The sequence below is a fragment of the Sphingobacterium composti genome (assembly GCF_009829075.1).
Classification (GTDB): Bacteria; Bacteroidota; Bacteroidia; order Sphingobacteriales; family Sphingobacteriaceae; genus Sphingobacterium; species Sphingobacterium composti.
The window spans coordinates 114,802-141,015 of record NZ_WUQZ01000006.1 but is presented as its reverse complement, the minus strand read 5'-3'; the positions used below and the strand labels follow the sequence as shown (position 1 = coordinate 141,015).

The 26,214-nt window shown below is 34.7% G+C and carries 28 protein-coding genes; 21 read left to right on the top strand and 7 right to left on the bottom strand.

Annotation, left to right across the window (positions count from 1 at the left end):
- Positions 1 to 2 precede the first annotated feature (2 nt).
- The gene (locus GOQ17_RS06325) at positions 3 to 299 is read right to left on the bottom strand and encodes a hypothetical protein (protein WP_159636384.1); all 297 of its coding nucleotides are present in this window, start codon (positions 297 to 299) and stop codon (positions 3 to 5) included.
- Positions 300 to 467: 168 nt separating this feature from the next.
- On the opposite strand from GOQ17_RS06325, the gene GOQ17_RS06320 reads away from it, so the two are divergent.
- On the top strand, positions 468 to 686 hold the full coding sequence (locus GOQ17_RS06320) for a hypothetical protein (RefSeq protein ID WP_159636382.1): 219 nt from the start codon (positions 468 to 470) through the stop codon (positions 684 to 686).
- A gap of 486 nt (positions 687 to 1,172) precedes the next feature.
- Here the strand turns inward: GOQ17_RS06320 and GOQ17_RS06315 are convergent, their stop codons facing one another.
- The 4 genes from GOQ17_RS06315 to GOQ17_RS06300 form a co-directional block, all read right to left on the bottom strand.
- The gene (locus tag GOQ17_RS06315; protein WP_159636380.1) at positions 1,173 to 1,349 is read right to left on the bottom strand and encodes a hypothetical protein; all 177 of its coding nucleotides are present in this window, start codon (positions 1,347 to 1,349) and stop codon (positions 1,173 to 1,175) included.
- A gap of 160 nt (positions 1,350 to 1,509) precedes the next feature.
- A complete protein-coding gene (locus GOQ17_RS06310) occupies positions 1,510 to 1,998 on the bottom strand; it encodes a hypothetical protein (RefSeq protein WP_159636378.1) in 489 nt (162 codons plus the stop codon).
- An 86-nt stretch (positions 1,999 to 2,084) separates the two neighbouring features.
- Positions 2,085 to 3,032 (bottom strand): polysaccharide deacetylase family protein, encoded by a 948-nt coding sequence (locus GOQ17_RS06305; RefSeq protein WP_159636376.1) that lies wholly within the window; start codon positions 3,030 to 3,032, stop codon positions 2,085 to 2,087.
- Between the two features lie 183 nt (positions 3,033 to 3,215).
- Positions 3,216 to 3,686, bottom strand: coding sequence for a hypothetical protein (locus tag GOQ17_RS06300; protein WP_159636374.1), 471 nt, complete (start codon positions 3,684 to 3,686; stop codon positions 3,216 to 3,218).
- Between the two features lie 297 nt (positions 3,687 to 3,983).
- Between GOQ17_RS06300 and ychF the strand changes: the two genes are divergently transcribed.
- The 7 genes from ychF to GOQ17_RS06265 all read left to right on the top strand — a co-directional run bounded on the left by ychF (position 3,984) and on the right by GOQ17_RS06265 (position 10,521).
- Positions 3,984 to 5,084 (top strand): redox-regulated ATPase YchF, encoded by a 1,101-nt coding sequence (gene ychF, locus GOQ17_RS06295; protein WP_159636372.1) that lies wholly within the window; start codon positions 3,984 to 3,986, stop codon positions 5,082 to 5,084.
- 123 nt (positions 5,085 to 5,207) lie between these two features.
- Positions 5,208 to 5,783: an NADPH-dependent FMN reductase gene (locus tag GOQ17_RS06290; protein ID WP_159636370.1), complete on the top strand. Its 576-nt coding sequence runs from the start codon at positions 5,208 to 5,210 to the stop codon at positions 5,781 to 5,783.
- Positions 5,784 to 5,824: 41 nt separating this feature from the next.
- A complete protein-coding gene (locus tag GOQ17_RS06285; protein ID WP_159636368.1) occupies positions 5,825 to 6,403 on the top strand; it encodes a DJ-1/PfpI family protein in 579 nt (192 codons plus the stop codon).
- Positions 6,404 to 6,411: 8 nt separating this feature from the next.
- The gene (locus tag GOQ17_RS06280) at positions 6,412 to 6,786 is read left to right on the top strand and encodes a hypothetical protein (protein WP_159636366.1); all 375 of its coding nucleotides are present in this window, start codon (positions 6,412 to 6,414) and stop codon (positions 6,784 to 6,786) included.
- Positions 6,787 to 6,851: 65 nt separating this feature from the next.
- A complete protein-coding gene (gene ppk1, locus GOQ17_RS06275; protein WP_159636364.1) occupies positions 6,852 to 8,915 on the top strand; it encodes a polyphosphate kinase 1 in 2,064 nt (687 codons plus the stop codon).
- Positions 8,916 to 8,951: 36 nt separating this feature from the next.
- Positions 8,952 to 10,013 carry a PA0069 family radical SAM protein gene (locus GOQ17_RS06270; RefSeq protein ID WP_159636362.1) on the top strand — a complete coding sequence of 354 codons (1,062 nt, stop codon included), beginning with the start codon at positions 8,952 to 8,954 and terminating at the stop codon, positions 10,011 to 10,013.
- 130 nt (positions 10,014 to 10,143) lie between these two features.
- Positions 10,144 to 10,521: a hypothetical protein gene (locus tag GOQ17_RS06265; RefSeq protein WP_159636360.1), complete on the top strand. Its 378-nt coding sequence runs from the start codon at positions 10,144 to 10,146 to the stop codon at positions 10,519 to 10,521.
- Positions 10,522 to 10,577: 56 nt separating this feature from the next.
- On the opposite strand, the gene GOQ17_RS06260 is transcribed toward GOQ17_RS06265, so the two are convergent.
- Positions 10,578 to 11,945: an NfeD family protein gene (locus GOQ17_RS06260; RefSeq protein ID WP_159636358.1), complete on the bottom strand. Its 1,368-nt coding sequence runs from the start codon at positions 11,943 to 11,945 to the stop codon at positions 10,578 to 10,580.
- A 4-nt stretch (positions 11,946 to 11,949) separates the two neighbouring features.
- Between GOQ17_RS06260 and GOQ17_RS06255 the strand changes: the two genes are divergently transcribed.
- The 4 genes from GOQ17_RS06255 (at position 11,950) to GOQ17_RS06240 (ending at position 15,074) form a co-directional block, all read left to right on the top strand.
- Positions 11,950 to 12,702 (top strand): hypothetical protein, encoded by a 753-nt coding sequence (locus tag GOQ17_RS06255; protein ID WP_159636356.1) that lies wholly within the window; start codon positions 11,950 to 11,952, stop codon positions 12,700 to 12,702.
- A 9-nt stretch (positions 12,703 to 12,711) separates the two neighbouring features.
- Positions 12,712 to 13,656, top strand: a complete 945-nt coding sequence (locus GOQ17_RS06250) for a septal ring lytic transglycosylase RlpA family protein (RefSeq protein ID WP_159636354.1) — start codon at positions 12,712 to 12,714, stop codon at positions 13,654 to 13,656.
- A 23-nt stretch (positions 13,657 to 13,679) separates the two neighbouring features.
- On the top strand, positions 13,680 to 14,315 hold the full coding sequence (locus GOQ17_RS06245; RefSeq protein ID WP_159636352.1) for a uridine kinase family protein: 636 nt from the start codon (positions 13,680 to 13,682) through the stop codon (positions 14,313 to 14,315).
- 342 nt (positions 14,316 to 14,657) lie between these two features.
- Positions 14,658 to 15,074: a hypothetical protein gene (locus tag GOQ17_RS06240; protein ID WP_159636350.1), complete on the top strand. Its 417-nt coding sequence runs from the start codon at positions 14,658 to 14,660 to the stop codon at positions 15,072 to 15,074.
- Between the two features lie 228 nt (positions 15,075 to 15,302).
- Here the strand turns inward: GOQ17_RS06240 and GOQ17_RS06235 are convergent, their stop codons facing one another.
- Complete coding sequence (locus GOQ17_RS06235) at positions 15,303 to 16,526, bottom strand: MFS transporter (protein WP_159636348.1); 1,224 nt, start codon at positions 16,524 to 16,526, stop codon at positions 15,303 to 15,305.
- Between the two features lie 105 nt (positions 16,527 to 16,631).
- Here GOQ17_RS06235 and GOQ17_RS06230 point away from each other — a divergent pair, with 105 nt between their 5' ends.
- The 9 genes from GOQ17_RS06230 (at position 16,632) to GOQ17_RS06190 (ending at position 26,161) form a co-directional block, all read left to right on the top strand.
- The gene (locus GOQ17_RS06230; RefSeq protein WP_159636346.1) at positions 16,632 to 17,144 is read left to right on the top strand and encodes a YiiD C-terminal domain-containing protein; all 513 of its coding nucleotides are present in this window, start codon (positions 16,632 to 16,634) and stop codon (positions 17,142 to 17,144) included.
- Positions 17,145 to 17,155: 11 nt separating this feature from the next.
- Positions 17,156 to 17,584 (top strand): transposase, encoded by a 429-nt coding sequence (locus tag GOQ17_RS06225; RefSeq protein WP_159636344.1) that lies wholly within the window; start codon positions 17,156 to 17,158, stop codon positions 17,582 to 17,584.
- Between the two features lie 6 nt (positions 17,585 to 17,590).
- Complete coding sequence (locus GOQ17_RS06220) at positions 17,591 to 18,226, top strand: SCO family protein (RefSeq protein ID WP_159636342.1); 636 nt, start codon at positions 17,591 to 17,593, stop codon at positions 18,224 to 18,226.
- Position 18,227: 1 nt separating this feature from the next.
- Positions 18,228 to 18,668 (top strand): c-type cytochrome, encoded by a 441-nt coding sequence (locus GOQ17_RS06215; protein WP_159636340.1) that lies wholly within the window; start codon positions 18,228 to 18,230, stop codon positions 18,666 to 18,668.
- Between the two features lie 36 nt (positions 18,669 to 18,704).
- A complete protein-coding gene (locus GOQ17_RS06210) occupies positions 18,705 to 19,652 on the top strand; it encodes an SRPBCC family protein (protein ID WP_159636338.1) in 948 nt (315 codons plus the stop codon).
- A gap of 237 nt (positions 19,653 to 19,889) precedes the next feature.
- The gene (locus GOQ17_RS06205; protein WP_159636336.1) at positions 19,890 to 20,477 is read left to right on the top strand and encodes a TetR/AcrR family transcriptional regulator; all 588 of its coding nucleotides are present in this window, start codon (positions 19,890 to 19,892) and stop codon (positions 20,475 to 20,477) included.
- Positions 20,478 to 20,479: 2 nt separating this feature from the next.
- Complete coding sequence (locus GOQ17_RS06200; RefSeq protein ID WP_159636334.1) at positions 20,480 to 21,805, top strand: TolC family protein; 1,326 nt, start codon at positions 20,480 to 20,482, stop codon at positions 21,803 to 21,805.
- 28 nt (positions 21,806 to 21,833) lie between these two features.
- Positions 21,834 to 22,961 (top strand): efflux RND transporter periplasmic adaptor subunit, encoded by a 1,128-nt coding sequence (locus GOQ17_RS06195; RefSeq protein WP_159636332.1) that lies wholly within the window; start codon positions 21,834 to 21,836, stop codon positions 22,959 to 22,961.
- Between the two features lie 29 nt (positions 22,962 to 22,990).
- Positions 22,991 to 26,161, top strand: coding sequence for an efflux RND transporter permease subunit (locus GOQ17_RS06190; RefSeq protein ID WP_159636330.1), 3,171 nt, complete (start codon positions 22,991 to 22,993; stop codon positions 26,159 to 26,161).
- The last annotated feature ends 53 nt before the right edge of the window (positions 26,162 to 26,214 follow it).

Below are 26,214 nucleotides of genomic sequence, written 5' to 3'. Positions count from 1 at the left end.
TATTATTGTACTGTTACATAAATTGGAACCTTACTCAAGGTATTTGCTGAATCCACCTCACCCCATGTTTTTGGTGCTATTTCGGTTTTGATGGTATCCGATTTGGATGCTACCTGTTCGCCGTTGTACCAAATATGTTGTGTCGTAATATGCAGCACCGAGTCCCCTTGAGTCACTGTTTTTAATGTGACTTCGCGAGCTGATTTTTTATCCAATTGTTCTAATGGTTTTTCTTCTGCCGACTGATTAGCACATGAAGCAAAACCAACTAGCGTGATTAGTAAAAACAAATATTTCATAAAATGTATAGTCTATCACAAATATAACATCTTAAGCTGTATTAGTATAGCTTATCCTTTATAATTAGAAAATAAAGACATTGTGATTATTATTCTATAGATATACTTTCAAAAGTGCCTGCCAAATCATATATTACATCATTATACAAACACATTGATTATTAATTTATGAAAACTATTGGAAGAATATTTGGGATACTATCGCTGATTGGATTATTTCTTGGATTTATCCCGTTATTAGGCTGGTTGAATTGGCTAAACATTCCATTTGCCGTTATTGGATTGGTATTTTCACTTTTAGGAAAAAGTAGAGGCGCTACAATCATCTGTCTAGTAGCTATATTTTTAGGTGTATTTCGATTGGTTATTGGAGGAGGGATTTTATAATAGTTATTTTTAGGTGATTTAATTTTTTTGTCATTCTGACGATAGGAAGAATATCTAAATAATTGAAAATTGATAATGGTGAATTGATTCAGATATTTCACTACTTTTAATATGACAACAACTTAGTAAATTGAGTGCGAAGGAATTAATCTAACAAGTTGTAAGGTTTTGTTGTTATTTTCTTGTCTTTTGACGATAGGAAGAATCTAAAAATAATTGATTAATATTATTATGCAGAGATAAAAAACATATCTATATACAATTCTTAATGTCCTCTATGCCGGACGGGCATAATACTTTTTTCTTGACAAAAAAGTATTCAAAAAGTCAAGACTAGATTGCTAGGCTAAATTGTATTCGTATTTTCTAAAATCAAACAAACTCGCTACGCTCAAGCAAGTTTGATTTCTTAACGAAAATCCTCTACAATTCTTAACGCCTACACAGTCTTAGGTCGTCCTTTGGTGGATAGTAGTAAATCGAATCTTATCTATCCCTATCTGCTAAATATGCTTTTACATATGTGAAAGATAACAAACACTGAGAAGCTACTGCTGGAACATTGACCATCTCAAAAAATGACGGATCTAAAATATCAGGAACATATGAAGCTACAGCAGGTACTGGGGTGACAGGTGTAAATATTGTAAAAGGTAATTTCACAGATATTCCATTAAAATAAATATCGGTAAATTGATTTGAACATGAACTAAATTCCCAATAGATAGGTAAATGAATGGGGTTGAAAATCTGTATAAAATCAGATATCAGCCCCTATTTATTTTCATAATTTCTAAATGAATAATAAATGGTAAAAACAGAATTAAAATTCTTTATCATAGGTACGTTTCCAATGATTGTTTCTATCCATTGGCGTCTCTTTCACCTTATATTCTAGACGAATTCCATTTAGACGGCGGCGTTTGATACGTTTATTGACTTCATCACGAAATGCTATCCCCGTAATTTGATAAATACCGAAAGCAGTACCCACAAATTTACTATTGACAGCATCGTCATCCACCAACTCTAAATCAAAAAAGCAGTTGAGATAATCTTTCCAAAAAAGAATAGGATTTTCCTCTTTGTCATGCAAACTATCAGGACCATAGCAGTCCTCATCATAAATTTCAAAATGCTCAGCTAGAACTTGATTTGTTTTAGCTAAAAAATCAGCAGCTCTAGCAGCATCTTCAATAGGTAAAACGGATATAACATCACGCTCCTCTAGTACATCATACATAGCATGCTCGGTAAAGCATCGTACCATATCTTCCAACAAATCCTCGATATTATTAAACATTTTAGCCATAGTACAAAGGTAATAACTATTTGCGGAATGCAGTATTAGAAAGAGAAATGTAATAAAAAATGAGGCCTTATGCCCCATTTCTACTTTTAATATTTTATTGGATAATCCTCCATAAACTCAAATTTGTACCCTTTAGCGATCAATTTATCGATCAAATCAGAAAGGAGCTTTTTACCTTGCCTTGTCTGAAACATATCATCGTGCATCAAGAATACAACATTATTAGGTTCTTTAGACGATTTATTATTCATAAAATTCACGATACGTTGGTATACGGTCTCAAGAGGTACTGTAGCTACTCCTGTCAGACTATTCAATCGCCATTCTACATCCCACCCAAATATTTTGTATCCATCCTGAAATAATAGATCAGCTGTAGGTTCAGCACTAGCAATATCTATCTTTTTTTCCTCATCATAAATCCAGATATTACGCCCTGGAAGCCTTGCGACTTTACTGTTAAAAGCAATATTATCTTCATTCTTTTTGAAGTCATCAAATGCTTTTTGACTATCCCTATAGAATGTCTGTAGACGATTAAATCCATGTGTATAACTGTGATTATAAACTGCTACTAATGGATTTTCTATATACAAATTCAGATCACGCAATCTGTACTTACCCATAGTTGAATGGCGTCCCACTACAAAAGCATTTACTTTTATATTTTTGGCACGGGCGATAGAATCAATAGCTCGGCTTCCAACTAATGGTCCATCGTCAAAAGTTAAATAGATATGCTTCGGATGCTTATCAAATTCACGACGTAAGGAATCTTTAAGTTTTTGTTTCTGCGTCTTAATAGGAATAGGATTTAAACTATCTATATGAAATACAAGTTTATTATCGCGTAGCGAATCCCATTTTGCATGAAGAGTTGGTTTTTCAACTATCAATTCTTCAATTTTACTTACTAATGAATCCACTTTCTGTGAACCCATTACAGTATTAGATAAGTTGTTGCAAGAATAGAAGCCCAAAGTTGCGAGAGTTACAGCACAAAACCCACATAACCCTCCCTTTAATTTCAACATTTTAGAATGTATTAATTTTTTCAAAATTAAAAGAAAAAAACGACACAAAATCAATATTTAAAAATATTATTTAGACTGAAGTAAAGATAGGTCTACAAATAGAAAAGCCTACTTTCTAAAAAGAAAATAGGCTAAAATCTATGTATAGTAAACAAAATATGTATCTAGCTCATATGGAGAATTTTACCTTCTATGGTCATGCTTGTGCCCCCGATGTTTGTTAGACTTTTTATCGTAATTATGTTTTGTACGTCCCCTATTATCGTGATGATGGCGAGGAGCATCACGTAATACAACTTGATGATAATTACGTGCATGTCTGCCATACTCGCCTCTATGCCTTTTGTGATAATTCCAAGGATTTGCATCATTGATTACGACTTTATAAGTTCTGAATAAATCAAAATTGCGGTATTTCCCCGGTAATTTTGATTTTGTAACCCAACGGTTACCTTGATAATATGTATATTTTCGTGAAGCTACATTATAATAAACATCAATTTCAGGCATATAATAATAGCGTACATAGTCATATCCTACAGGTCCCCATAGTGGTTGTGAACCAATATTTATATTTACGCGAACTTGCGCATCAGCAGATTGGGATATAAACAACCCTCCTATTAAAAGTGTGAAGTAAAGTAATTTTTTCATAGTGCCCTCCTTATTAAATATGGTGTTATTTCGGAGTATGACCACTATTTGCCTCCGAAGGATTAACTCAAAAAGTGTTAAAATTTGTAAATGCACAAGAAAGCATTCATAGTGAAGGCTTTAAAATTGATTTATTTCTAATTGTATCGAAAATATTTGGTTTAAGATCCTTTTCCATTCTTAACAATGAAAATAATACAAAAGTAAAATCCCTGCACGCAATAAAATACCAATTATCTTATCATTCTATTTTACTATCTTTGCACAAATTTTAAAATCTTACAGCATAAAGAATTTATGGCTTTACAATGTGGTATCGTAGGCCTACCAAACGTAGGTAAATCGACATTATTCAACTGTTTGTCCAATGCAAAAGCACAAGCGGCAAACTTTCCATTCTGTACAATAGAACCAAACGTAGGTGTCATCACTGTACCTGACGAACGTCTTAATAAATTAGCTGAATTAGTAAATCCACAACGCATCGTACCTAATACGATAGAAATTGTAGATATCGCTGGTTTGGTAAAGGGAGCTTCTAAAGGTGAAGGTCTTGGAAACCAATTTTTAGGAAATATCCGTACTACAAATGCAATTATTCACGTGTTGCGCTGTTTTGATGATGGAAATGTAATCCACGTTGATGGTTCGGTAGACCCTATTCGTGATAAAGAAATCATCGATACTGAGCTTCAGCTTAAAGATTTGGATACTGTCGTAAAGCGTATTCAAAAGGTGGAAAAAATGGCTAAGACTGGTGGCGATAAAGATGCTAAAAAGACTTTTGAAATTCTTTCTGTAGTAAAAGAACATTTGGAAGCTGGTAAATCAGCGCGTACTGCCCCTATCTCAGAAGAAGATTTTGAATATATTGCTGACCTTACATTATTGACTGTAAAGCCAGTATTGTATGTATGTAATGTGGATGAAGCATCTGTAAATACAGGAAACGCTTACGTAGAAAAAGTAAAAGAAGCTGTTAAAGATGAAAATGCACAGGTATTAATTATATCAGCTCAAATCGAATCAGAAATTGCGCAATTGGAGAGTTACGATGAGCGCAAAATGTTCTTAGAAGATTTAGGATTAGATGAATCTGGAGTACATAAATTGATTCGTGCAGCTTATTCGTTATTAGACTTAGCTACATACTTCACTGCAGGTGTTCAAGAAGTTCGTGCATGGACAATTGAAAAAGGTTTTACAGCACCTCAAGCTGCTGGCGTAATTCATACAGACTTTGAAAAAGGTTTTATCCGTGCTGAAGTTATTAAATACACTGACTTTATTCAATACGGTTCAGAAAGTGCTGTTAAAGAAGCTGGTAAACTTTCTGTCGAAGGAAAAACTTATATCGTTGAAGACGGAGATATTATGCACTTCAGATTTAACGTATAATAATAGATTATTATAAAATTTTTGAGGGTTGATAAATTTTATCAACCCTTTTTTCATAAATTCAATTAAAGAATCTGACTTCGATATTACAAGATTTTAGATCGCATTAGTTATATTAGACATATGAAAATATTAGCTTTCGGAGCGAGCAACAGCTCCAAATCCATTAACAAAAAATTTGTAACAAGTGTCTCTAAATATTATAAAGAAATTGATGATAGCAAAGAAATCATTGATCTCAATGATTATGCTATGCCGGTATTCTCTGTGGATCTGGAGGCAGAGCAAGGTATTCCACAACAAGCATTAGATTTTGCAGCGAAGATCGACTGGGCGGATTTCATTTTAATTTCGTTTGCTGAGAATAACGGAAATTATAATGCCTGCTACAAAAATATTATTGACTGGGTATCACGGATCAAGGGGCGTAAAATATTCAATGGGAAGCCAGTCTTTTTATTAGCGACTAGTCCAGGTGCGCGTGGTGGTCAATCGGTATTGAGCATTGCTGAGGCACGATTACCTTTCGATGGCGCCAAGGTATTGGATACATTTTCATTACCAGAATTTAATAAAAATTTTGAAGAAGGTAAAGGTGTCACCAATATGCTTTTGCGCAGTCAATTGGAAGCTAAGGTACGTAAGACTAAACGTACACTTAAAGAAATATTCGAACGAAATATCGAAAACAATAGTTAATAGAATGATGTTTTACTACTAAAACCTTAAAACAATAAACAATGGCAAAGAAAGTATTATTACTAGTTGGTGATTATGTAGAAGATTATGAAGCTATGGTGCCTTTTCAAGCAATGGGCGCAGTTGGAATCGAAGTTGATGCTATTGCTCCAGACCGCAAAAAAGGAGATGTAGTACCTACTGCTGTTCATGATTTCACAGGAGATCAGACATATAAAGAATTACGTGGACACAACTTCGCTATTAATAAGGATTTTGATACTGTAAATCCTTCAGATTACGACGGTTTGTACATCGCAGGAGGTCGTTCAGCTGAATATATCCGTTTGAACAAACGTGTTATTGAGATTGTGCAGCATTTCTTCGAAGCGAACAAACCCGTAGCAGCTATTTGTCATGGCATACAAGTGTTGACAACAGCAAAAGTATTACAAGGTAGAACTCTTACTGCTTATGTTGCAGTAGGTCCAGATATCGAATTAGCAGGTGGAACTTGGAAAAATATTCCTGCGGATCAAGCTGTAGTAGATGGTAATTTAGTGACATCACCTGCTTGGCCTGGACATCAAGAAATATTAAAGGGATTCTACAAATTATTAAACATTAAAATTAGCTTATAATACTTATAATGAAGAATACTAGAAAGGTATGGCTAATAGCTATACCTCTAATTATATTTTTAGGGTACATGATATGGGATTCCTATAGTCAGCCAAGTATAGCGGATATACCTGGTGATTTTGAAGAAGTAGCATTTGTGCGAAACGAACAAAATAAAGGTGGAATAGAACGTATTTATGCCGTTACAGTTGGAGATATAGCAAATGCAAAGTATGAGGCATGTGCAGAAATTTTTCCAGTGAATGATTTTAACAGCGTTACAAGGGTTTTCTTTTTTGACAAAAATAAACCCTATCCTACTACACTAACCTTAGAACCTCCGCATTACGACACATCGAAATATGAGGCGTTAAACATTATAAAAAGAAGAGGTTCGAAATAATTTGTTCACAACAAATTAACATAAAATTAATATACAAAAAGTACATTTGAGTTAACAATTATTTCATGACACGAAAGTATATTCCTAGAGACATTAGTTGGCTTAGTTTTAATGGACGCGTATTGCAAGAAGCAGCAGACAAATCTGTTCCATTATTATCTAGAATCAAATTTCTAGGTATATTTTCGAATAACCTAGATGAATTTTTTCGTGTCCGGGTAGCCGGACTCAAACGTGCTTTGCTTGTCGATGAGAAAGAAGCAAAAAACATTTTTTTTGAAAAGCCACAGCTAATTTTGGATGAATTAAACACCAAAGTAATTAAACAGCAGAAAAAATTTGAAAAAGTTTGGTTGGAAGTGCAGAAAGAAATGGCAAAAAAGGGAGTTGTTATTAAAGATACTTACGATCTGAACGAACAACAACAAGAATTTGTACGCAATTTCTATATCAACGAAGTTGAATCTAATGTAATTCCGCTACTACTCGACGAAAATCGTCCTATGCCCTACATTCGCGACAAATCTTTGTATCTCGGTGTAGCAATGAAAATGCAAGATTGGAAATATGAAACCAAATTTGCGGTCATAGAAATTCCAACCTCTCTTATCGATCGTTTTACGATTCTACCCTCACCTAAAAAAGAAGTTCATGTAATATTATTAGAAGATATCATCAAATTTAATCTTCCCTATATTTTCTCCTTTTTTGGATTTGATGATTTTAAAGCACATGCTTTCAAAATCACTCGTGATGCCGAGTTTGATTTAGACAATGACATCAATACAAATTTGGCTGATAAAATTGCCAAAGCTGTCAAAAATAGACGTAAAGGTAAACCTACACGCTTTGTATTTGACCAAAATATGAATCAAAACTTAGTAGAGTTTTTAATTAAAAAACTAGATATATCCAAAAAAGACAGTATTATTCCTGGGCAGAAGATTCATAATTTTAAAGACTTCATGAACTTTCCAAGTGTTTTTAGAAAATATAAACCACCAATTGAAAGAACCTCAATACTACACCCTGATTTAGCTGAACAACATCGTATTGCTGATGTCATAGTCAAGAAAGATCTCTTATTAGCTTTTCCGTATCACAATTTTGATCACATCATCGATTTACTTCGAGAGGCAGCAATAGATCCAGATGTAATCTCTATTCAGATTACTGCCTATCGTCTTGCTACAAATTCTAAGATCGGCAATGCACTTGTTAATGCGCACAGAAATGGTAAGAATGTAACTGTAATGCTTGAACTTCGTGCGCGATTTGATGAACAACATAACCTTCACTGGAAAGAAAGATTCGAAACCGAAGGTATTACAGTATTGGTAGGCGTTCCAAATAAAAAAGTACATGCAAAATTGTGTATCATCAAAAAACGTGTTGCGAATAAGACGATTCAATATGGGTTCGTCAGCACAGGAAATATTAATGAAAAAACGGCTAAAGTCTATGGAGATTATTGTCTTTTAACGAGCAATCGTACAATTATGGCTGACATCAATAAGGTATTTCACGTATTGCGGAAACCCAAAACCATCCTTGAAGACTATTTGGTTTCGGGGAAAGGACTTTTGTTCTCTCCTACAGACATGCGAAATCGATTATTGGAACATATCGACGAAGAAATAACCGAAGCACTAGCTGGTCGAAAAGCACATATTATTATTAAGATAAATTCATTAAGTGATAAACCTCTAATAAAGAAACTATATGATGCTGCAGAAGCTGGCGTAAAAATCCAAATGATCGTCCGGGGAATATATTGTGCTGTAAACCAAGAATCTTTTAAAGAACCTATCGATGCGATCAGTATTGTCGATCAATACCTTGAACATGCTCGAGTATTATATTTTTATCATGGAGGTAAAAAATTGGTCTATTTATCTTCAGCAGATTGGATGACAAGAAATTTAGATTACCGCATAGAAGCTGCTGTAAAAATCAGTGACCCAAAATTAAAAAAGCAACTTATTGATATATTACATATACAATTATCTGACAACGTTAAAGCTAGAAAACTAGATGATTTATTAAGTAATGATTATGTAGAAAATAATAAAGAAGCTTTTCAATCCCAAATTGAAATTTATCGTTACCTAAAAAATCAAGTGAAGTAATTGTTTTGCTAAAATTTTTAGTATTTTTACTTTCATATGGAAGGTAAGGAGTATATAAAAGGTAGAGGAGCACAATACAATCCACAAAATAAGTTTGTACACGATGTGTATGGGAAATTTCATACAGAAGCAATAGATTCATTTGAGTCTGAATCAAATAACACGATTTTCATTCATTCTGAAGCAAAGACTTTAGTTCACAAAGTAGAAAGTCCAGATGTAGGAATGGGGTATTCGGCAAATCCTTATCAAGGCTGTGAACATGGCTGTGTATATTGTTACGCAAGAAATTCCCATCAGTATTGGGATATGGGATCAGGGTTGGATTTTGAACGAAAGATTATCATCAAAACTAACGCCGTTAAACTTTTCGAAGATTTTATAACTAGGAAAAACTGGAATTTCAGTCCTATACATTTGTCAGGCAATACGGATTGCTATCAACCTATCGAGCGAGAGATGGAGCTCACTCGAAATATCCTACAGTTAGCACTTCATTACAAACAGCCAATCAGCATCATTACTAAGAACGCATTGATACTTCGAGACAAAGATATTTTATTTGAATTAGCAAAATTAGGTCTAATCAAAGTTTATGTATCCATTACCTCACTAAAGGAGTCTACACGACAAAAGTTAGAGCCAAGAACTGTTACTGCAAAACAACGACTGCGTGTGGTCGAAGAATTAGCAAATGCTAATATCCCAATAGGAGTCAATGTCGCTCCTATCATTCCTGGACTGACAGATTCAGAAATTCCTCAAATGTTAAAAGCAGCTAGCGAAGCTGGAGCCAAATGGGCAAATTATATTATAGTCCGTCTTAATGGTCAGATTGGCGAAATATTTCATGATTGGTTACAAGTGGCTTATCCGGATGCAGCAACAAAAATATGGAATGCTATAATGAGTTGCCACAATGGGCAGGTGAATAATTCAAATTTTGGAGAACGCATGAGAGGTTCAGGGAATGTTGCTCAAATTATAAGAGATGTTTTTAAGTTGCATTGTTTAAAAAACAAACTAAATTTAATTCAATTTGAGTATGCACAAATTAATAGATCAACCCCCTCCACAAATCAACTTTCCTTATTTTAGTTTAATATTATGTTTCAATAAGTAAATGTTAAAATAACGTTAAAAGATAGTGATACAACTTTCCATGGCACAGTGGTTGCATTTTATTGATTGATTTAATAAAATTTTTGTTACACACTAATTAAACGTTATGAAAAACACTATCAAAATTTTAAGCTTATTATTTATTGCATTATTTACTTTCTCCTCATGTAGTAAAGACGATGATCCAGTAGACAACGATCTTTTTGTAGGCACTTATAATGGTACTGTACGCTATAATGAAGGCCTTGGAGACAGCAAAAGCTCCACAAGTGGTTCTGTACGAGTGGCTAAAGTTGGTGACACTTACAATTTCAACTTTTCAGATGGAATTCCTTCTTTGAACGGTATAAAAATGGAAAAAGGTGAAGGTAATGTGATTATTTTTGAAGATGGAGCCTTAGGGAGAGTTTCAATTTCGGCATCAAATTTGGATATATCATATACGAAAGATGGGAAAACCTGGTTTGCGGATTGCAGCAGGTAAACTTACTTAAAATTACACTACTATTTATTAGGGCTTGAATTAAATCAAGCCCTTTTTTATGATAATGATTCTGGTTTGTCCGCTAATTTGCGAACAAATAGATTATAATTTTCATGTTTTTCGACATATATTGATTCGCCCATATCTACAAATCCGTCCAGCGCTACAGCATCATACCATACACCTTCAATTTCTATCTTTCCAGATGGGCGCAATACTGTACGTGCTATACCATTTTTATTAAGCAAACTAACTTTAGGCACGGAGGACGTGTATCCTGTATCCGCACGTTGTTCGTCTTCTAACACTAAGCGCTTAAATGCGGAAGATTGTAATAGATTTTTGCCAAATATTACCATTAATACGACGGATAATACCATCGATCCTATTACAATTAAAAATGAATTCATTAATAAACCTGGTTTAGATATTTTAAAATCAAAAAAATCATTCGATAACATCGAAAAAGAAAGCCCACAAAGTACAAAGATAATACCGAAAATACCTGCGACACCAAATCCTGGTATCACAAATACTTCAAGGGCAAGTAATACAACGCCAATTAAGAAAATAGCAATTTCCCAATGATCCGCTAATCCTTGTAAATATAATGGCGCAAAGAACAAGGCTGCACACACAATTGCCAAGACCATAGCAAAGCCAATTCCCGGTGTCTGTAACTCAAAATATATCCCTGCAATTATCCCCATTATCAACAATCCACTTATCAATGGATTAACCAAAAAACCAATAATATGATCTACAACCGTTTTCTGATACGCAGTAATTTTTGGCACATTAATTTGCAATTGATGATATATATCGCTTTCCTTCTTTATTTCTGCATTGACCACATTTGCCTTTACTGCCTCTGCTGCTGTGAAAGTAAGAATTTGTCCATCTGCTTTCCATTCTGGAAGCGAAATCGCAGGATCGACAAAAGCTTCTGCAATTTTAGGATCCCTACCTTTAGCTTCAGCTGTTGCACGCATCAATCCTCTCATATAAGATTGATATTTTTCTGGCATTATTTCGCCTTGTGGATTTACCACGCTGGCTGCACCCATAGATGCCCCGGATTGCATAAAGATATAATCCGAAGCCAAGGATATTAAAGTGCCTGCTGATGCCGCATTATTGTTGATATAAACAACGGTTTTAATCTTAGAATTCAACAACAAAGTACGGATTGAATCAGCAAAATTAACCGCTCCACCAAAGGTATTCATCTCTATCAGAAAATAATCTGACTTCTCGCTAAGCGCTTGATCATAAGATTTTTTGATGATACGCCATGAGTTTGGTCCGACGTCTTCTTTCAGCTCTGTTTTAAATATCGACTGTCCTTGTGAGCCAAAAGACGATATTAAAAACACAAATAAAAGAATAGTTTTAGTAAATTTGTATAGCATATTTCTGCGCATTGGTATGAATAAATATACAATAAATAAAGCATTTGAAAGAAATTTTCCTTTCCCAATATGGAAGATAGAAGTCGACTGTGCACATACTCAGATTGCGGTAGAAATTCGAAATCCTGAATCTACACTTCCTAGCTTCTCTGTTTTTTCATTCTCTGGTGATGCCAAACTAGACTTGTATGAAGTAGACTCACGAGAATGGACATTGGAAGAAATACAGGGTGATTACCTCATTTTGAAAAGATTTGGTGACTATTCGCCGATTCAGGCGGGTATTCAAGTGATACATATTCCGACAAAAGCCACCATTTTTACATACATGGAATATGTGATTAAAGATGTTTATAAAAACACCATTTTAGCGACACATCGCTCTATTCTGACAGGAATAAATTTTTACATAGATATTGCTACTGGCGAAATTACTAACAAATTTGATTGCGTCCCCCAATTCCCCATAAGGGATATACATTATCCGATTCATTTCCAAGGAAAATTGCCTTCCTTTCTAAGCGATATCTCTTACATTGACCAAATTTGGTTGCAACCCTATCGCGATTTATTTTTATGGTCTTACCATACAACTAATTCAAATAAATATAACCTTAACCTTTCATTATCCTCTAAGAATGAATTGTTTGACAGCAAAATGATAATAGAAGACATGGACAAATTAATCCCTCAACCTTATTTTACTGTCAAAGAGCATATTTTCTTTTTATCAAGTAATAAAATGAAAATTTCCTCGTATTTAGTATAATTGTAAGATATGAAGCAGCATAAGACTTTTAACACGTATCATAATTTAGCTTTTTTATTTGTTTTTGGCTTAGCTATTCCAACATTTGGTAGCGCTAAATCAATAGATATAACAGTAGCACCGAACATAGAAAATAGATTAGATTCTATAGGAACTGAGAATGTAAATGGTAAAAGATTCGTCATTCACAAACTTAAATCCAAAGAAACATATTATCAGCTTAGTCGTATATATGGAGTTCCTGTAAATGATATCATGGCGGCCAATAACAAAAAGAATCTTCGTGTAGGAGATTCTGTACGTATACCTCGTGGTGCAGCTGTAGAAACACGTCCAACTTTATCGGTTCCAACAGCTCAAAATACGAATTCGCAAAACAAACCTAATAATGCTCCTGTATTAATTAACCCTAACGAAATCACGGAATACAAAGTTGGCAAAAGCGAAACACTATTTGCGATTTCACGACGATTCGGCATTTCTGTTCCAGATATTAAACGCATCAATAATTTGACCTCAGATAGTTTGAAAGAGGGACAAATTCTAAAAATTCCTAATCACGCTTTACCTGCTGAAGAACCACCAGTTGTGGCAGTTGAGCCAATTCAAGAGGTAATCGAAGAAAATAACCCTATTGATGATTCTGCATTCAAACCAAATAAATACGGAATCCGTGAAAATAAAGAGAAAGGTGTAGGTGTATGGCTTAGTGATTTGGAGAATGATGGAAATACGAGTTTGGCTTTGCACAAGACAGCGCCAATAGGAACTATTCTAAAAATTACGAATCCTATGAATAGAAGTGTTACCTTTGCAAAAGTTGTGGGAAAATTTAACGACAATCACGACACACAAGGGGCAATAGTTATTCTATCCAAATCTGTAGCTTCATCGATTGGTGTTTTGGATAAAAGATTCCAAGTCGAAATCACCTATGGTGTGCCCTTAAATTAAAACATAGGAATTAAATTCAATAAATGGACAAACCATACGTAATTGGTATCGCTGGAAGTAGTGGATCTGGCAAAACATTTTTTCTTAAAAGCTTTTTAAATCATTTTGCAGATTCAGATATTACGCTAATCTCGCAAGATGATTATTATATCCCTGCTAATACAAAGACGCAGGAAGAGAATAGATTGTATAATTTTGATTTGCCAACGGCTATAAATCGTCAAGCTTTTTACAATGACATCAAAGATTTGTTTGATGGAAAAACAGTCTACAAAGAAGAGTATACGTTTAATAATCCCAACATCAAACCTAAAATGTTGGAAATAAAACCTGCTCCGATTTTGATTGTAGAAGGTTTATTTATCTTTCACTATACTGAGGTGAATGACTTGCTAGATTATCGTATTTTCTTGGATGCCAATGAGGATGTAGCGTTAGAAAGAAGATTGAAAAGAGATTTGATAGAGCGCGGCTACGATCATGATGACGTGATGTACAAATGGATCAATCATGTCGTACCTTCGTACAATACGTATCTACTCCCCTATAGAGAAATAACGGACAAAGTCATCATTAACAATACAGATGATCCCGAAATCATCAATTCTGCCACAGCAATGATATCTCAAGACTTGAGAGAAAAACTAAACTTTGTTTAATTTAAAATCATTCTAAATAACTATCTTTGTAGGATGAGTATGCAAAGTGAGTTGAATCAAGACAATAGTATTCTTATTCTAGATATAAAAGAATCAGCAAAAGGATTTAATCCCTTTGCTGATTTTTCATGTTGTGCCCTCAAAAAATGTTGCAAAAAATATAAAAGAGGAAAACGCTGTAAAAAGTGTCCTGATAAGTAAAAATTTATTTTTTATTTTTTATTTTTTATTTTTTATTTTTTATTTTTTATTTTTTATTTTTTATTTTTTATTTTTTATTTTTTATTGTTTATTTTTAAAAATTATCTGTAACTTAACTACAGCAACTTAAATTATAATTCAATGAAAAATTATCTTTTATTATTATTTCTATCAGTCACTGGTATTACATTAGCAATTGCTCAAACTCCATCGAAGGCCTTATTTCATAAATACGAAAATAAAAATGGAGTTAATTTATCTGTATCTTCAGGTGTGACGACTATGTCAATAGATAAAGACGATGACGACCGAGATGTAAGAAAAATCTTTAAGAAAATCTCTAAAGACTGTATTAAGTTATTGAATAATAAAAACTACAAAACCCTAGTTTTCGAGAAAGAAGAAAATGATATAACAAAAATTAGTAGTTATGAAAAGAATGGATATGTTGAAATGTGCATTTTAGAAATTAGTGATGATTCATTAACATTAACATCAACTCTTATGGACGCATCAACAGCACAAAGTTCACAAGGCATTCAACTTAACAAAAATTAATTACATCGGGATAGGTTATTTAATTAAAGAATTATACCATTGTTGCTTTACAAAGTGATTTTCCTCGTCATTTCGACGTAAGGAGAAATCTAAAAAAATATTTAAAACAACTCTTTCAAGCCTCCATTATCTTTCTCAAAATAAAAAAATGGATTTCTCCCTTATGGTCGAAATGACGACTTTGTATGTATAGCTTGTGCTGTGACAATCATTTATGTAATTTATTCACTAACCTTGCTCCTCATTATAATTTAAATCCTTATCAAAACTTTCTTTAAGTTGAGATAAAGCAAATATGGCAATACCACTTAGCAAGACTAAAGTAATCCCTGCTGCCCAGATTATTCCCCATTGGTTAACTAAAAATCCATACAAAATCGTAGATGGAATTAGTGCGCCACGAACAAAATTAGGCGCTGTAGTCGCGACAGTAGCACGTAAATTCGTTCCAAATTGTTCTGCAGCAATAGTCACAAAAGTTGCCCAATATCCAACGCCTAATCCCATTAAAAATGCTATCCACATAAATTTCTGTTCGGTAATTCCCTCGCTATTCAAATACCAAATGGATGTAATCAAAATCATTATCTGACAAATTAATACAACAAGACGTCTAGATTTCAACCATTGTGCTAATAGTCCCGCCAAAAAATCGCCTACCGATATCCCCAAATAGGTAAACATCACTCCTTTTCCTGCACTCAATATGACGGGAGCTCCTAGAGCTTTCCCGATTTCGGGTGACTGCGTCACTAACACCCCTACGACAAACCAAATCGGCAATCCGATACACAAACAATAAATATAGCGTACGATACGCTCCTTACTTGCAAATAATAATTTGAGACTTCCCTTTTGAATATGTTCTTGCGTAGCCGTCTTAGTAAACATTCCTGATTCGAATGTCCCAACGCGCATCAATAGAAGGAGTAAGCCCATCCCGCCACCAACAAAATATGCTGTTCGCCAATCAAACCATTCGGACACGAAATACGCTAAGATAGCGCCTAAAACCCCAACACCAGCTACTATCATCGTACCATAACCGCGTTTATTTTTAGGCATACTTTCACTCACTAATGTAATTCCCGCTCCCAACTCACCAGCCAAACCAATTCCTGCGATAAATCGAATAATCGCATACGTATTAACATCTTGCACAAAACCGTTATAAATATTAGCCAGTGAATACATCAATATCGAACCGAAAAGCACTTTAATTCGACCATACTTGTCCGCTATCACGCCCCAAATCAATCCCCCCAAAAGCAGTCCCCCCATTTGCATATTGAGTACAAACTCGCCTTTGCTTCGCATCAATTCTTCGGGCACACCGATATCTTGAAAAGACTTGATTCGGACAATTGAAAAAATTATGAGGTCATATATATCGACAAAATAACCAAGAGCGGCTACCGTGACTAACAAAACGACGTTGCTTTTCTCTTTCATGATTTAGGTTTGAAATACTTAGGAAAGATAACACACAAAATTATTTTAAGCAACATATTGCGGATATTTGACGATTGTCCATGCAATTAATCGTAATTTTGCGGCATGAAATTAACGCCATCAAGTCTTAAGTGGGTTTTGCGTACCTATCCTCCTTTTGTGTTTCAACGCATTTGGGTGAGGAAGATATACGACAATTTTAGAGGTGCAGAGGTTAAGATTTACAAAAGCTTTTTGAACATAAATTCGAATAAAACAGTTTTTGGAGGTACAATTTTCTCTGCATTAGACCCGATGCATTCTATTCTATTGGACCAACTTTTCAAACAAAAGGGTTTAAAAAAAACTGTAGCATGGTTGAAATCTGCTAAAATAGATTACCTTAAACCCGGAACTACTGATTTAACTTATCGTATTCAACTTAATGAAGATGAGATAGATGAAGCCTTCAAAACAATTAAAGAAAACGGCAAAGTAATCAAAACTTTTACGACTGAAGTCTTTGATAAAAAAGGTACGAAATGCGCAGTTTGTCAAAATGAAATTTATATCCGAGATTTGACATTTGACTTTAGCAAATTAAAACGAATACAACAAGACAAAGTAAAAACAGCTTAAACTGTAATCATATGAAAAAAACATTATTAGCAATTTGTGTATCTATTGCAACATTGAGTAGTTGTCAACAAAATTCAACAAAAGAGTCTACGCAGCATCAAAAATTATCTGAGGAAGCAATCAGAATTCATGATGAAATCATGCCGCAGATTAGTCATTTTGACCGTACTACCATCAAAATTGATTCGATATTAGAAAATTTATCAGTTATCGCGCAGAAAGATAAATCATTAGATACTGCTGTTGTGAAATCCGAATTGGAAACTTTGAAAACAAATTTAGAAGACGCAACAGATAATATGATGACTTGGATGCGCGACTACGCACCGGACAGTACTGATGTTGCTTATCAAAAAGCTGAAATCGACAGAATCACTAAGATGAAAAAGCAATTTGAAGATGTTTCGTTAGAGAGCAACACCAAATTAGGTAAATTCTAAAAAATTATGATAAAAAATTTAGTAGCCGTAGCAATCGTATCTCTTGCATTTTTGGCCTGCAAAAATGAACCAAAGAAATTGCCAATTATTGGCGATAGAGAGGTGGTAGAAAAAGTTGTAGATGGTCAGACAATCACAGATACCATTTATCCTGCTATTCCTAATTTTCAGTTTTTGAATCAAGATAGTGTATTGATTTCGGAAAAAAACTTTGAGAACAAAGTATATGTTGCCAATTTTTTCTTTACCCACTGCCCTACTATTTGCCCTACAATGCAGCGTAACTTGTTAAAAGCTTACGAAAAATTCAAAGGTAATAATGGCGTATCATTTTTATCACATAGTATTGATTTCAAATATGATAGCCCAAGTATACTAAAGGCTTACGCAAATAAGTTAGGTGTTGACAATGACCAATGGCAATTCGTTACAGGTACTAAAGCTGATATTTATGGTATCTCAGACAAATATTTAGTTTTTACCAAAGAGGATGATACAGTCGAAGGTGGCTACGACCACTCTGGTTATTTAGTACTCATTGACCACAATAAATACATCAGAGGAGTATATGATGGCACAAGTGAAGAGGAAACTCAAAAATTAATTACTGATATTGATATTTTATTAGCGGAATATAAGTAGTATGAAGTTAATTTATACAGTACTATTTTTTGGTATGATGATAATTGGTTTTAGCCAATTATCATCTTGCCATAATAATAATCTCAATATTCAAACCGCACAATACGCTGTGAATGGACAAAAGCTTTATCGCACACATTGTCAAAATTGTCATGGCGCAAAAGGAGAAGGTCTTGGTAAGTTGTACCCGCCTCTTACGGACCAAAAGTATCTTTCCGAAAATAGAGACAAACTAGCCTGCATTATAAAAAATGGATTATCTGGTGAAATAGTTATCAATGGTGAAACATATAATCAAGCGATGCCTGCACTATCCAAACTTTCTGATATGGATATAGCTTATATCCTCACCTATGTGACCACGCATTTCGGCGATTCTGATTCCACCTTTACCCAAGATGAAGTAATTAAAGGATTGAAAGATTGTAAACTATTTTTTTAAAATCATTTGGTATATTCAATTATTAAATAATATCAAATGATAACCTTATTACCAGAAAACGACCAAAAAAGAAAAGTTTTTTCTATACTAGTTTCAACAATATTAGCTGGATTAATTACAATTTGGGGGATTTACGGAATTGGAGAATATGGAATTGCTCTTTTTATATTAACACCCTTATATATTGGAATTTCAACAACCGTAATTTATGGCCTAAAAAAAGGAATTACAAAGAAGCAGTCGGCTCAATACAGCTTTACAAGTCTAGCAATTCTAATTATTTGCTTGTTTATATTTGCTATCGAAGGACTTATTTGCATCTTGATGGTATTACCCTTAGCTATACTTTTAACTTGGCTAGGTAGCTACATCGGCTATTTATTCATAGATAATGGGAAAGTTAATAACATAACGGTACTACTGTTTAGTTTCTGTTTAATTCCTTTAACTGCATTCATAGAACACAAAAAATCTCCCTCATTATCGTCTGTCGTTACATTTGTCGATATCGATGCATCCCCAGAAAAGGTTTGGCAAAATGTTGTGGAGTTTCCTGAACTTGACGAACCCCATGAATTATTATTTCGGTCGGGTATATCATACCCAATAAATGCAAACATAACAGGAAAAGGTGTTGGTGAAATACGTTATTGCAATTTCACTACTGGAAGTTTTGTCGAGCCAATAACAGCATGGAAAGAAAATGAACTTCTTAAATTTGAAGTTTTAGAACAACCTGCTCCTATGAAAGAATTAAGTTTTTGGGATATAGATGCTCCACATTTACATGACTATTTTGTTTCTAAAGAAGGTCAATTCAAACTTACTCAACTTGATAATGGCAAAACAAGATTGGAAGGAACAACCTGGTATTACCACAATATCAAACCTGCTATATATTGGAAAATATGGAGTAACTATATTATTCATAAAATTCATGTAAGAGTTTTAACACATATAGAAAAGAATTCCGAAAGAGAATGATATCTTAATTTTGTTAGCTCATAAAACAAAAAAAGGTTTTCAAACGGGGAGAATGAAAACCTTCGATAACCAATTATAAACCTAAATTATGATGATACAAATATAAGTGTAATTAATACACTATGCAAGATCTATTAGTTGATTTAACAATTATTTAACATTGGAGATTTTTATTCATTGTTTTATAACAGGATTTTGACATTTTCGAGTTACAACAATTCTTACATTTGTAACCGAATGAACGTTCAATTTACAGACAAAAGAAAAAGTATCTTTAAGAGCACCTTGCATCTTATCAAAGATAATGGCTTCCACGGCACTCCAATGAGCCAGATAGCCAAACATGCTGATGTAGCCATCGGCACCATTTACCACTACTTCCCTTCTAAGGATGAATTAATATTAGCTTTATTTGAGTACTGTCGCAAAGAATTGTATAGTTACATCTTCAAGCAGGTCAATCAGGACATGACCTATAAAGAGCAGTTTTACTCAGTCTTTAAGAGCTTTTGTACCTTTCATATTGATAATAGGGAATGTTCTTGCTTTTTCGAGCAATTTTATAATTCGCCCTATAATGAAATCATACGTACTAAAGATTCAGAAGAAGGTCCTTATGCCCAAAATACTTTTATGAAATTCGTCATTCGTGGTATTCAAGAAGAATATATAAAACCTATTGATGAAAAAATAATTTGCTCGGCATATATCGGTGCCGCCGTTACCTATGCAAAGACCGTAGTATATGGCAAAATAGAATTTAGTGAGAAAGAATTAACAGAATTGATTGACATCATCTGGACTGGTATAAAAAATAACGATTAATTATGAAATATAGATTTAAGTATCTCCTTCCCTTTTTATTATGTGCGCTATCCGGAACAGCCTTAGCACAATCGACATCCGATATTGGTGCAAACGCTACGTTGGATGATTTGATTGATTATGCTCTGCGCAATAAGATTGAATTAAAACAAGCTCAATTGGATAAGGAAATTGGCGAAAAGGAAATCGCCTCTGCCCTTTCGGGTTGGTTGCCGCAAATCAATGCAACAGGAAATTTTGCCCATACAATTCAAATTCCTACTGTTAATATCGCAGGTAATGATGTAAAAATGGGACAAAAGAATAATAGTGCGTTAACCTTTCAAGCAGAACAATCGATTATTAGTCCGCAGTTATTTCAAGCATCACGCGCATCGCAATTTGTACGCCAGAAAAACGAATTGAATTTAGAAAACACAAAAATCAATACGATTGTCGATGTAAGTAAAGCATACTATGATATCTTAACAAGTGAAGAGCAAATCAAAATAATCAGCGAAAACATTAGCCGTCTAGAACGTCAATTGAAAGAAGCTACTTCGCGCTATGAAGTTGGATTAGTAGATAAAACAGACCATAAAAGAGCTCAGATTTCATTAAACAATGCTAAAGCTAGTCTGAAGTCGGCAATTGAAAATCGTCAGTTTAAATACGACTATTTGAAGTCTCTGCTAAATATTTCATCGCAAGATAATTTGACTTTATCATTTGCTAACCAAAGCATGGAAAGTAATATTTTATTGGATACAGCAGAATTATTACAAGTTGCCAATCGTGTAGAATATAAACAGATTCAGAATCTCAAGGAAATCCAAAAATTGAATACGCAATATCAAAAATGGAATTTCTTACCTAAATTGAATGCATACGCCAATTACGGTTTAAACTACCGTAATAATGAATTCTCCAATTTGTATAATGATAATATCCCATCTTCCAATGTAGGTTTAAGTTTATCAGTTCCTATATTTCAAGGAGGAAAACGTCTTCATGAAATTCGTAAATCAGAATTGCAAGAAGCACGATTAGAATTGGATTTGCAAAATTTAGAAAACCAAATCAGTGCCCAATATTCAGCTGCAATGGCATCCTACCGTGCTAATATGAATGAATGGCGCAATGCGAAAGGTAATATGGAACTTTCGGAAGAAGTATATAATACCATCAAATTGCAATATGATGCTGGAGTTAAAACTTACTTAGAACTAATGACAGCAGAAACTGATTTAAAAACCTCACAATTAAACTATTTGAATGCCTTATATGCAGTATTAGTTAGCAAACTTGATATTCAGAAAGCATTAGGTACAGTAGCAACCAACAACTAAAACAACCTCCTTAAGACAACAATATACAATGAATAAAACGCAATTATTTTCGGCATTATTAATCAGTTCGGGATTGTTAGTACAATCTTGCAATTCAAAAGACAATAAGCAAGCTAATCAAGCGCAGCAAGCTGATATGGCTACTCCTGTGAGTATGGCAGTAGTTAGCAAGGAAATCGTAACAGGAGTAAAAAGTTATCCTGCGAATGTTGTGGCTTTGCAAGAGACAGAAATTCGCGCAGAGGTATCAGGATACATTACCAATATATACGTCACAGATGGCGGTGTAGTAAGCAAAGGACAACGTCTTTATGAAATTGACCGTACGCGCTACCAAGCAGCTGTTGACCAAGCAAAAGCTAATTTGGCGATAGCTAAAGCTAATTTAGAACGTGTGCAAAAAGATTTGCAACGTTATCAAACGCTTGCCGAACAAGACGCAATTGCTAAACAAACATTGGATTATGCGACTACGGATGTCAATAATCAGAAAGCACAAGTTCAAGCTGCTGAAGCTGCTTTAACAACAGCACAAACAAATCTACAACGTTCTGTTATTGTAGCACCTTTTTCAGGAACTGTAGGAATTTCACAAGTTCGAAATGGCGCATTAGTAAGTGCTGGAACAACATTGCTGAATACCATTTCTTCAACCAACCCTATTGCTGTAGAATTTCAAATCAATGAGCGCGATATCGCTGAGTTTACGAAACTTCAAACTAATGCTTCAGGCTCGGAAATTTACGTTTCCTTACCTGACGGAACTCGTTATACGGAAGCAGGTCGTATTTCAACAATCGACCGTGCTGTAGATAGTCAAACTGGTACTATAAAAGTTCGTGCGACTTTTGGTAATAATGCAAACACATTACGTTCGGGAATGAATACGACACTGAATGTTGCGAGTACATCAACACAAGAAGAAGTTGTAATTCCTTACAAAGCAGTTTTCGAACAGTTGGGTGTATTTAACGTGTATACAGTTAACGATAGCAGTAAAGTAGAATTGAAACAAGTGAGTTTAGGTAATAAAATTGAGGATAAAGTAGTAATTACCTCTGGTCTTGAAGCTGGACAAAAAATCGTATTAGATGGTGCTGCTTCCTTACGTCCTGGTACGAAAGTAGTAGAAACCCCAAGTTCCAATAATCAATAAAATTTTGCCAAAACTTTAAATAATTAAGAATGATTTCAGAAGTATTTATAAAAAGGCCCGTAACCGCAATGGTGATTTCCATATTGATTACTATCATTGGAGCTATCTGTATTACGACCTTACCTATCAGTCAGTATCCGTCTATCGCACCACCAACTGTTACGGTGACAGCGAATTATACAGGTGCAGATGCACAAACAGTTGAACAAACAGTTACCACACCAATAGAAAGTCAAATCAACGGTACACCGGGAATGATTTACATGTCTTCGAATAGTATGTCGAATGGACAATCACAGATTACCGTGACTTTCGAAGTAGGTACGGATATTGATATTGCAACATTAGATGTACAAAATCGTGTTGGAATAGCCGAACCTTCTCTCCCAGAAGCTGTACGTCGTCTAGGTGTTACCACTCGTAAAGCCAATTCAGACATTTTGATGTTAGTTTCATTAGTTTCTCCTAATGGAACACGTGATGACAAGTTTTTAGCGAATTACGCAAGTTTATATGTAAAGGATGCCTTGATGCGTGTAAAAGGCGTGGGTGATGTTACAGCATTTGGACAACCATTCTCTATGCGTGTCTGGTTGGATGCTAATAAATTGGCGAATCTAAATATGACACCTGCAGATGTATCTGCTGCGATTGCCGAACAAAACATTCGTATACCAGGTGGTTCGGTAGGTGGACGTCCACAAGAATCTTCGACAGTATTTGAATATCCAGTAATTACTGATTCTGATTTATCTGAAGTTGAAGACTTCGAAAATATTGTCGTGAAGACCAATAAGGATGGTTCATTAGTTTTACTTCAAGATGTTGCTCGTGTAGAATTAGGGCAATTTAACTACGGTACGACGACCAAAGTGAATGGAATGCGCTCAACAGGTATGATGATTAACCAAACACCTGGAGGTAACGCTGTAGAAACTGCTGAAGGAATTTACCAGACACTAGACAAATTAAAACAATCATTCCCAGAAGATGTTGACTATGTCATCGGTTACGAAACGGTTTCTGTCGTTAACGCATCAATTGAATCTGTAATTCACACATTAATCGAAGCTTTAATCTTAGTGACATTAGTTGTCTTCTTCTTCCTACAAAGCTGGAGAGCAACATTGATTCCTGTTTTGGCTATTCCTGTATCCATCGTAGGTACATTTATCTTCTTTACACTATTTGGATTCTCCATCAATAACTTGACGATGCTTGCGTTTGTGTTGGCGATTGGTATTGTGGTGGATGATGCGATTGTCGTCGTGGAAGCGGCTCAACATTATATTGACCATTACAAATTATCAGCCAAAGAAGCTACTCGTCGTGCCATGCAAGATATTACTGCTCCCGTTATAGCAATTGCATTAATCTTGGCGGCGGTATTCGTTCCGGTAGGTTTTATACCAGGAATGGTGGGGCAATTGTATCAGCAGTTTGCAATTACTATTGCTGTTTCCGTAATGCTATCTGCATTTATTGCACTGACTTTGACACCAGCATTGTGTTCGATAATGTTAAAGCCATCCGCAGTAAACCAAGAATCAAAAGGATTAAACAAATTCTTCTACAAGTTCAATGTTTGGTTTGATAAAGTAACATATAGATATTCTAAAGGTGTTAAAAAAGCTATTAAAGCCGCACCTTTGATGTTAATATTGTTACTTTGTATCTTCATTGGTACAGGCTGGATGTTCCAAACGAAACCTACAGGATTTATTCCTACGGAAGATGGTGGTATGTTCTTCGCCGGTGTTACCTTGCCAGAAGGTTCTTCTTCTGCGCGTACGGAAGCATTACTAGAAGAATTGCAAGTAGAATTACGTAAAGATTTCCCTGAGATTAAATACATCACTTCTATTTCGGGTATCAATATTTTGAATAGGTCATTCAAATCAAATGGTGGTTCCCTATTCGTGTCTTTACAACCTTGGAGTGAGCGAAAAAGAACTGCTAGTGAAATCACTGGAGCTATTATGAGCAAATACGCAGCTTTTTCACAAGCTCGAATTCTAGCTGTGACACCTCCTGCTATTCCAGGATTGGGTTCTACGGGTGGTTTCTCTATGCAAATTCAAGATTTACAAACCGTAGATATCAAACAGTTTGAAGCACAAGTTGCCAAATTCCTAGCGGCAGCCAATCAACGTCCTGAAATCGGGATGGCGTATACCCTATTCAATTCGAATTCGCCTAACTATAAATTGGAAGTTAATCGTGAACAAGCAAAAAGAATGGGCGTACCTATTGCAAACATTTATTCTACTATTTCTTCATATCTAGGTAGCAGTTATGTAAATGATTTTACAAAATACGGTCGTAATTTCCGTGTCGTGACGCAAGCCGATGTCGAGTACCGTATGAATATTGAAGATATCAATAAATTGTATGTGAAAAATGTTCAAGGTAATCCTGTACCAATAGGCGCATTGGTTAGTTACGAATTAACAACAATGCCATCTATTATCAATCACTACAATATCTTCAGAAGTATTGATTTATCAGGTAGTGCGGCTCCAGGTTACAGTTCTGGTGATGTGATAAAAGCGCTTGAAGAAGTTGCTGCTGAAACATTATCGGATGGATTTGATTATCAATTCTCGGGATTATCATTACAAGAAAAGCAATCAGGTTCTAAAACAATTCAAATCTTTGCATTGTGTATTTTATTCGTTTTCTTACTTTTAGCGGCATTATATGAAAGTTGGTCTGTACCATTCTCTATCCTACTTTCGGTTCCTCTTGGTATCTTCGGAGCGATACTGACATTGATGTTTATTCCATCATTGGACAACAATATCTTTGCACAGATTGGTTTAGTTACCATCATTGGTTTGGCAGCAAAGAATGCTATTCTTATTGTAGAATTTGCCAAAGAGCGTGTTGATATTGGTATGCCTTTATTAGATGCAACAATAGACGCCGTTAAATTACGCTTACGTCCTATCATCATGACATCTTTAGCCTTCATCTTAGGTATTATTCCATTGATGTTGTCTACAGGTGCTGGCGCAGCGTCTCGTCAAACTATCGGTTGGACGGTATTTGGTGGAATGACAGCCGCAACGTTCCTTGCGATTTTTATTGTACCTGTACTATTTGTAGTTATTACACGAATGGCATATGGTAAGAAAAAATTAGCTGAGTTAGAAGCATCATTCGATGAAGATAAAAGAAAGCAGTTAAGTGCACACTAGATATTTAAGTATCACTTTTAGAAAGCCAACTCAAATGAGTTGGCTTTTTTGGT

What these genes read in the sequence shown, in the direction of transcription:
- GOQ17_RS06265 (WP_159636360.1), top strand. Translation starts at nt 10,144, where the DNA reads ATGAAAAACACTATCAAAATTTTAAGCTTATTATTTATTGCATTATTT.
- GOQ17_RS06245 (WP_159636352.1), top strand. Translation starts at nt 13,680, where the DNA reads ATGGACAAACCATACGTAATTGGTATCGCTGGAAGTAGTGGATCTGGC.
- GOQ17_RS06300 (WP_159636374.1), bottom strand. Translation starts at nt 3,686, where the DNA reads ATGAAAAAATTACTTTACTTCACACTTTTAATAGGAGGGTTGTTTATA.
- GOQ17_RS06320 (WP_159636382.1), top strand. Translation starts at nt 468, where the DNA reads ATGAAAACTATTGGAAGAATATTTGGGATACTATCGCTGATTGGATTA.
- GOQ17_RS06290 (WP_159636370.1), top strand. Translation starts at nt 5,208, where the DNA reads ATGAAAATATTAGCTTTCGGAGCGAGCAACAGCTCCAAATCCATTAAC.
- GOQ17_RS06310 (WP_159636378.1), bottom strand. Translation starts at nt 1,998, where the DNA reads ATGGCTAAAATGTTTAATAATATCGAGGATTTGTTGGAAGATATGGTA.
- ychF (WP_159636372.1), top strand. Translation starts at nt 3,984, where the DNA reads ATGGCTTTACAATGTGGTATCGTAGGCCTACCAAACGTAGGTAAATCG.
- GOQ17_RS06240 (WP_159636350.1), top strand. Translation starts at nt 14,658, where the DNA reads ATGAAAAATTATCTTTTATTATTATTTCTATCAGTCACTGGTATTACA.
- GOQ17_RS06325 (WP_159636384.1), bottom strand. Translation starts at nt 299, where the DNA reads ATGAAATATTTGTTTTTACTAATCACGCTAGTTGGTTTTGCTTCATGT.
- GOQ17_RS06305 (WP_159636376.1), bottom strand. Translation starts at nt 3,032, where the DNA reads ATGTTGAAATTAAAGGGAGGGTTATGTGGGTTTTGTGCTGTAACTCTC.
- GOQ17_RS06250 (WP_159636354.1), top strand. Translation starts at nt 12,712, where the DNA reads ATGAAGCAGCATAAGACTTTTAACACGTATCATAATTTAGCTTTTTTA.
- GOQ17_RS06270 (WP_159636362.1), top strand. Translation starts at nt 8,952, where the DNA reads ATGGAAGGTAAGGAGTATATAAAAGGTAGAGGAGCACAATACAATCCA.
- GOQ17_RS06200 (WP_159636334.1), top strand. Translation starts at nt 20,480, where the DNA reads ATGAAATATAGATTTAAGTATCTCCTTCCCTTTTTATTATGTGCGCTA.
- ppk1 (WP_159636364.1), top strand. Translation starts at nt 6,852, where the DNA reads ATGACACGAAAGTATATTCCTAGAGACATTAGTTGGCTTAGTTTTAAT.
- GOQ17_RS06260 (WP_159636358.1), bottom strand. Translation starts at nt 11,945, where the DNA reads ATGCGCAGAAATATGCTATACAAATTTACTAAAACTATTCTTTTATTT.
- GOQ17_RS06210 (WP_159636338.1), top strand. Translation starts at nt 18,705, where the DNA reads ATGATAACCTTATTACCAGAAAACGACCAAAAAAGAAAAGTTTTTTCT.
- GOQ17_RS06195 (WP_159636332.1), top strand. Translation starts at nt 21,834, where the DNA reads ATGAATAAAACGCAATTATTTTCGGCATTATTAATCAGTTCGGGATTG.
- GOQ17_RS06280 (WP_159636366.1), top strand. Translation starts at nt 6,412, where the DNA reads ATGAAGAATACTAGAAAGGTATGGCTAATAGCTATACCTCTAATTATA.
- GOQ17_RS06205 (WP_159636336.1), top strand. Translation starts at nt 19,890, where the DNA reads ATGAACGTTCAATTTACAGACAAAAGAAAAAGTATCTTTAAGAGCACC.
- GOQ17_RS06220 (WP_159636342.1), top strand. Translation starts at nt 17,591, where the DNA reads ATGATAAAAAATTTAGTAGCCGTAGCAATCGTATCTCTTGCATTTTTG.
- GOQ17_RS06215 (WP_159636340.1), top strand. Translation starts at nt 18,228, where the DNA reads ATGAAGTTAATTTATACAGTACTATTTTTTGGTATGATGATAATTGGT.
- GOQ17_RS06255 (WP_159636356.1), top strand. Translation starts at nt 11,950, where the DNA reads ATGAATAAATATACAATAAATAAAGCATTTGAAAGAAATTTTCCTTTC.
- GOQ17_RS06235 (WP_159636348.1), bottom strand. Translation starts at nt 16,526, where the DNA reads ATGAAAGAGAAAAGCAACGTCGTTTTGTTAGTCACGGTAGCCGCTCTT.
- GOQ17_RS06230 (WP_159636346.1), top strand. Translation starts at nt 16,632, where the DNA reads ATGAAATTAACGCCATCAAGTCTTAAGTGGGTTTTGCGTACCTATCCT.
- GOQ17_RS06190 (WP_159636330.1), top strand. Translation starts at nt 22,991, where the DNA reads ATGATTTCAGAAGTATTTATAAAAAGGCCCGTAACCGCAATGGTGATT.
- GOQ17_RS06225 (WP_159636344.1), top strand. Translation starts at nt 17,156, where the DNA reads ATGAAAAAAACATTATTAGCAATTTGTGTATCTATTGCAACATTGAGT.
- GOQ17_RS06285 (WP_159636368.1), top strand. Translation starts at nt 5,825, where the DNA reads ATGGCAAAGAAAGTATTATTACTAGTTGGTGATTATGTAGAAGATTAT.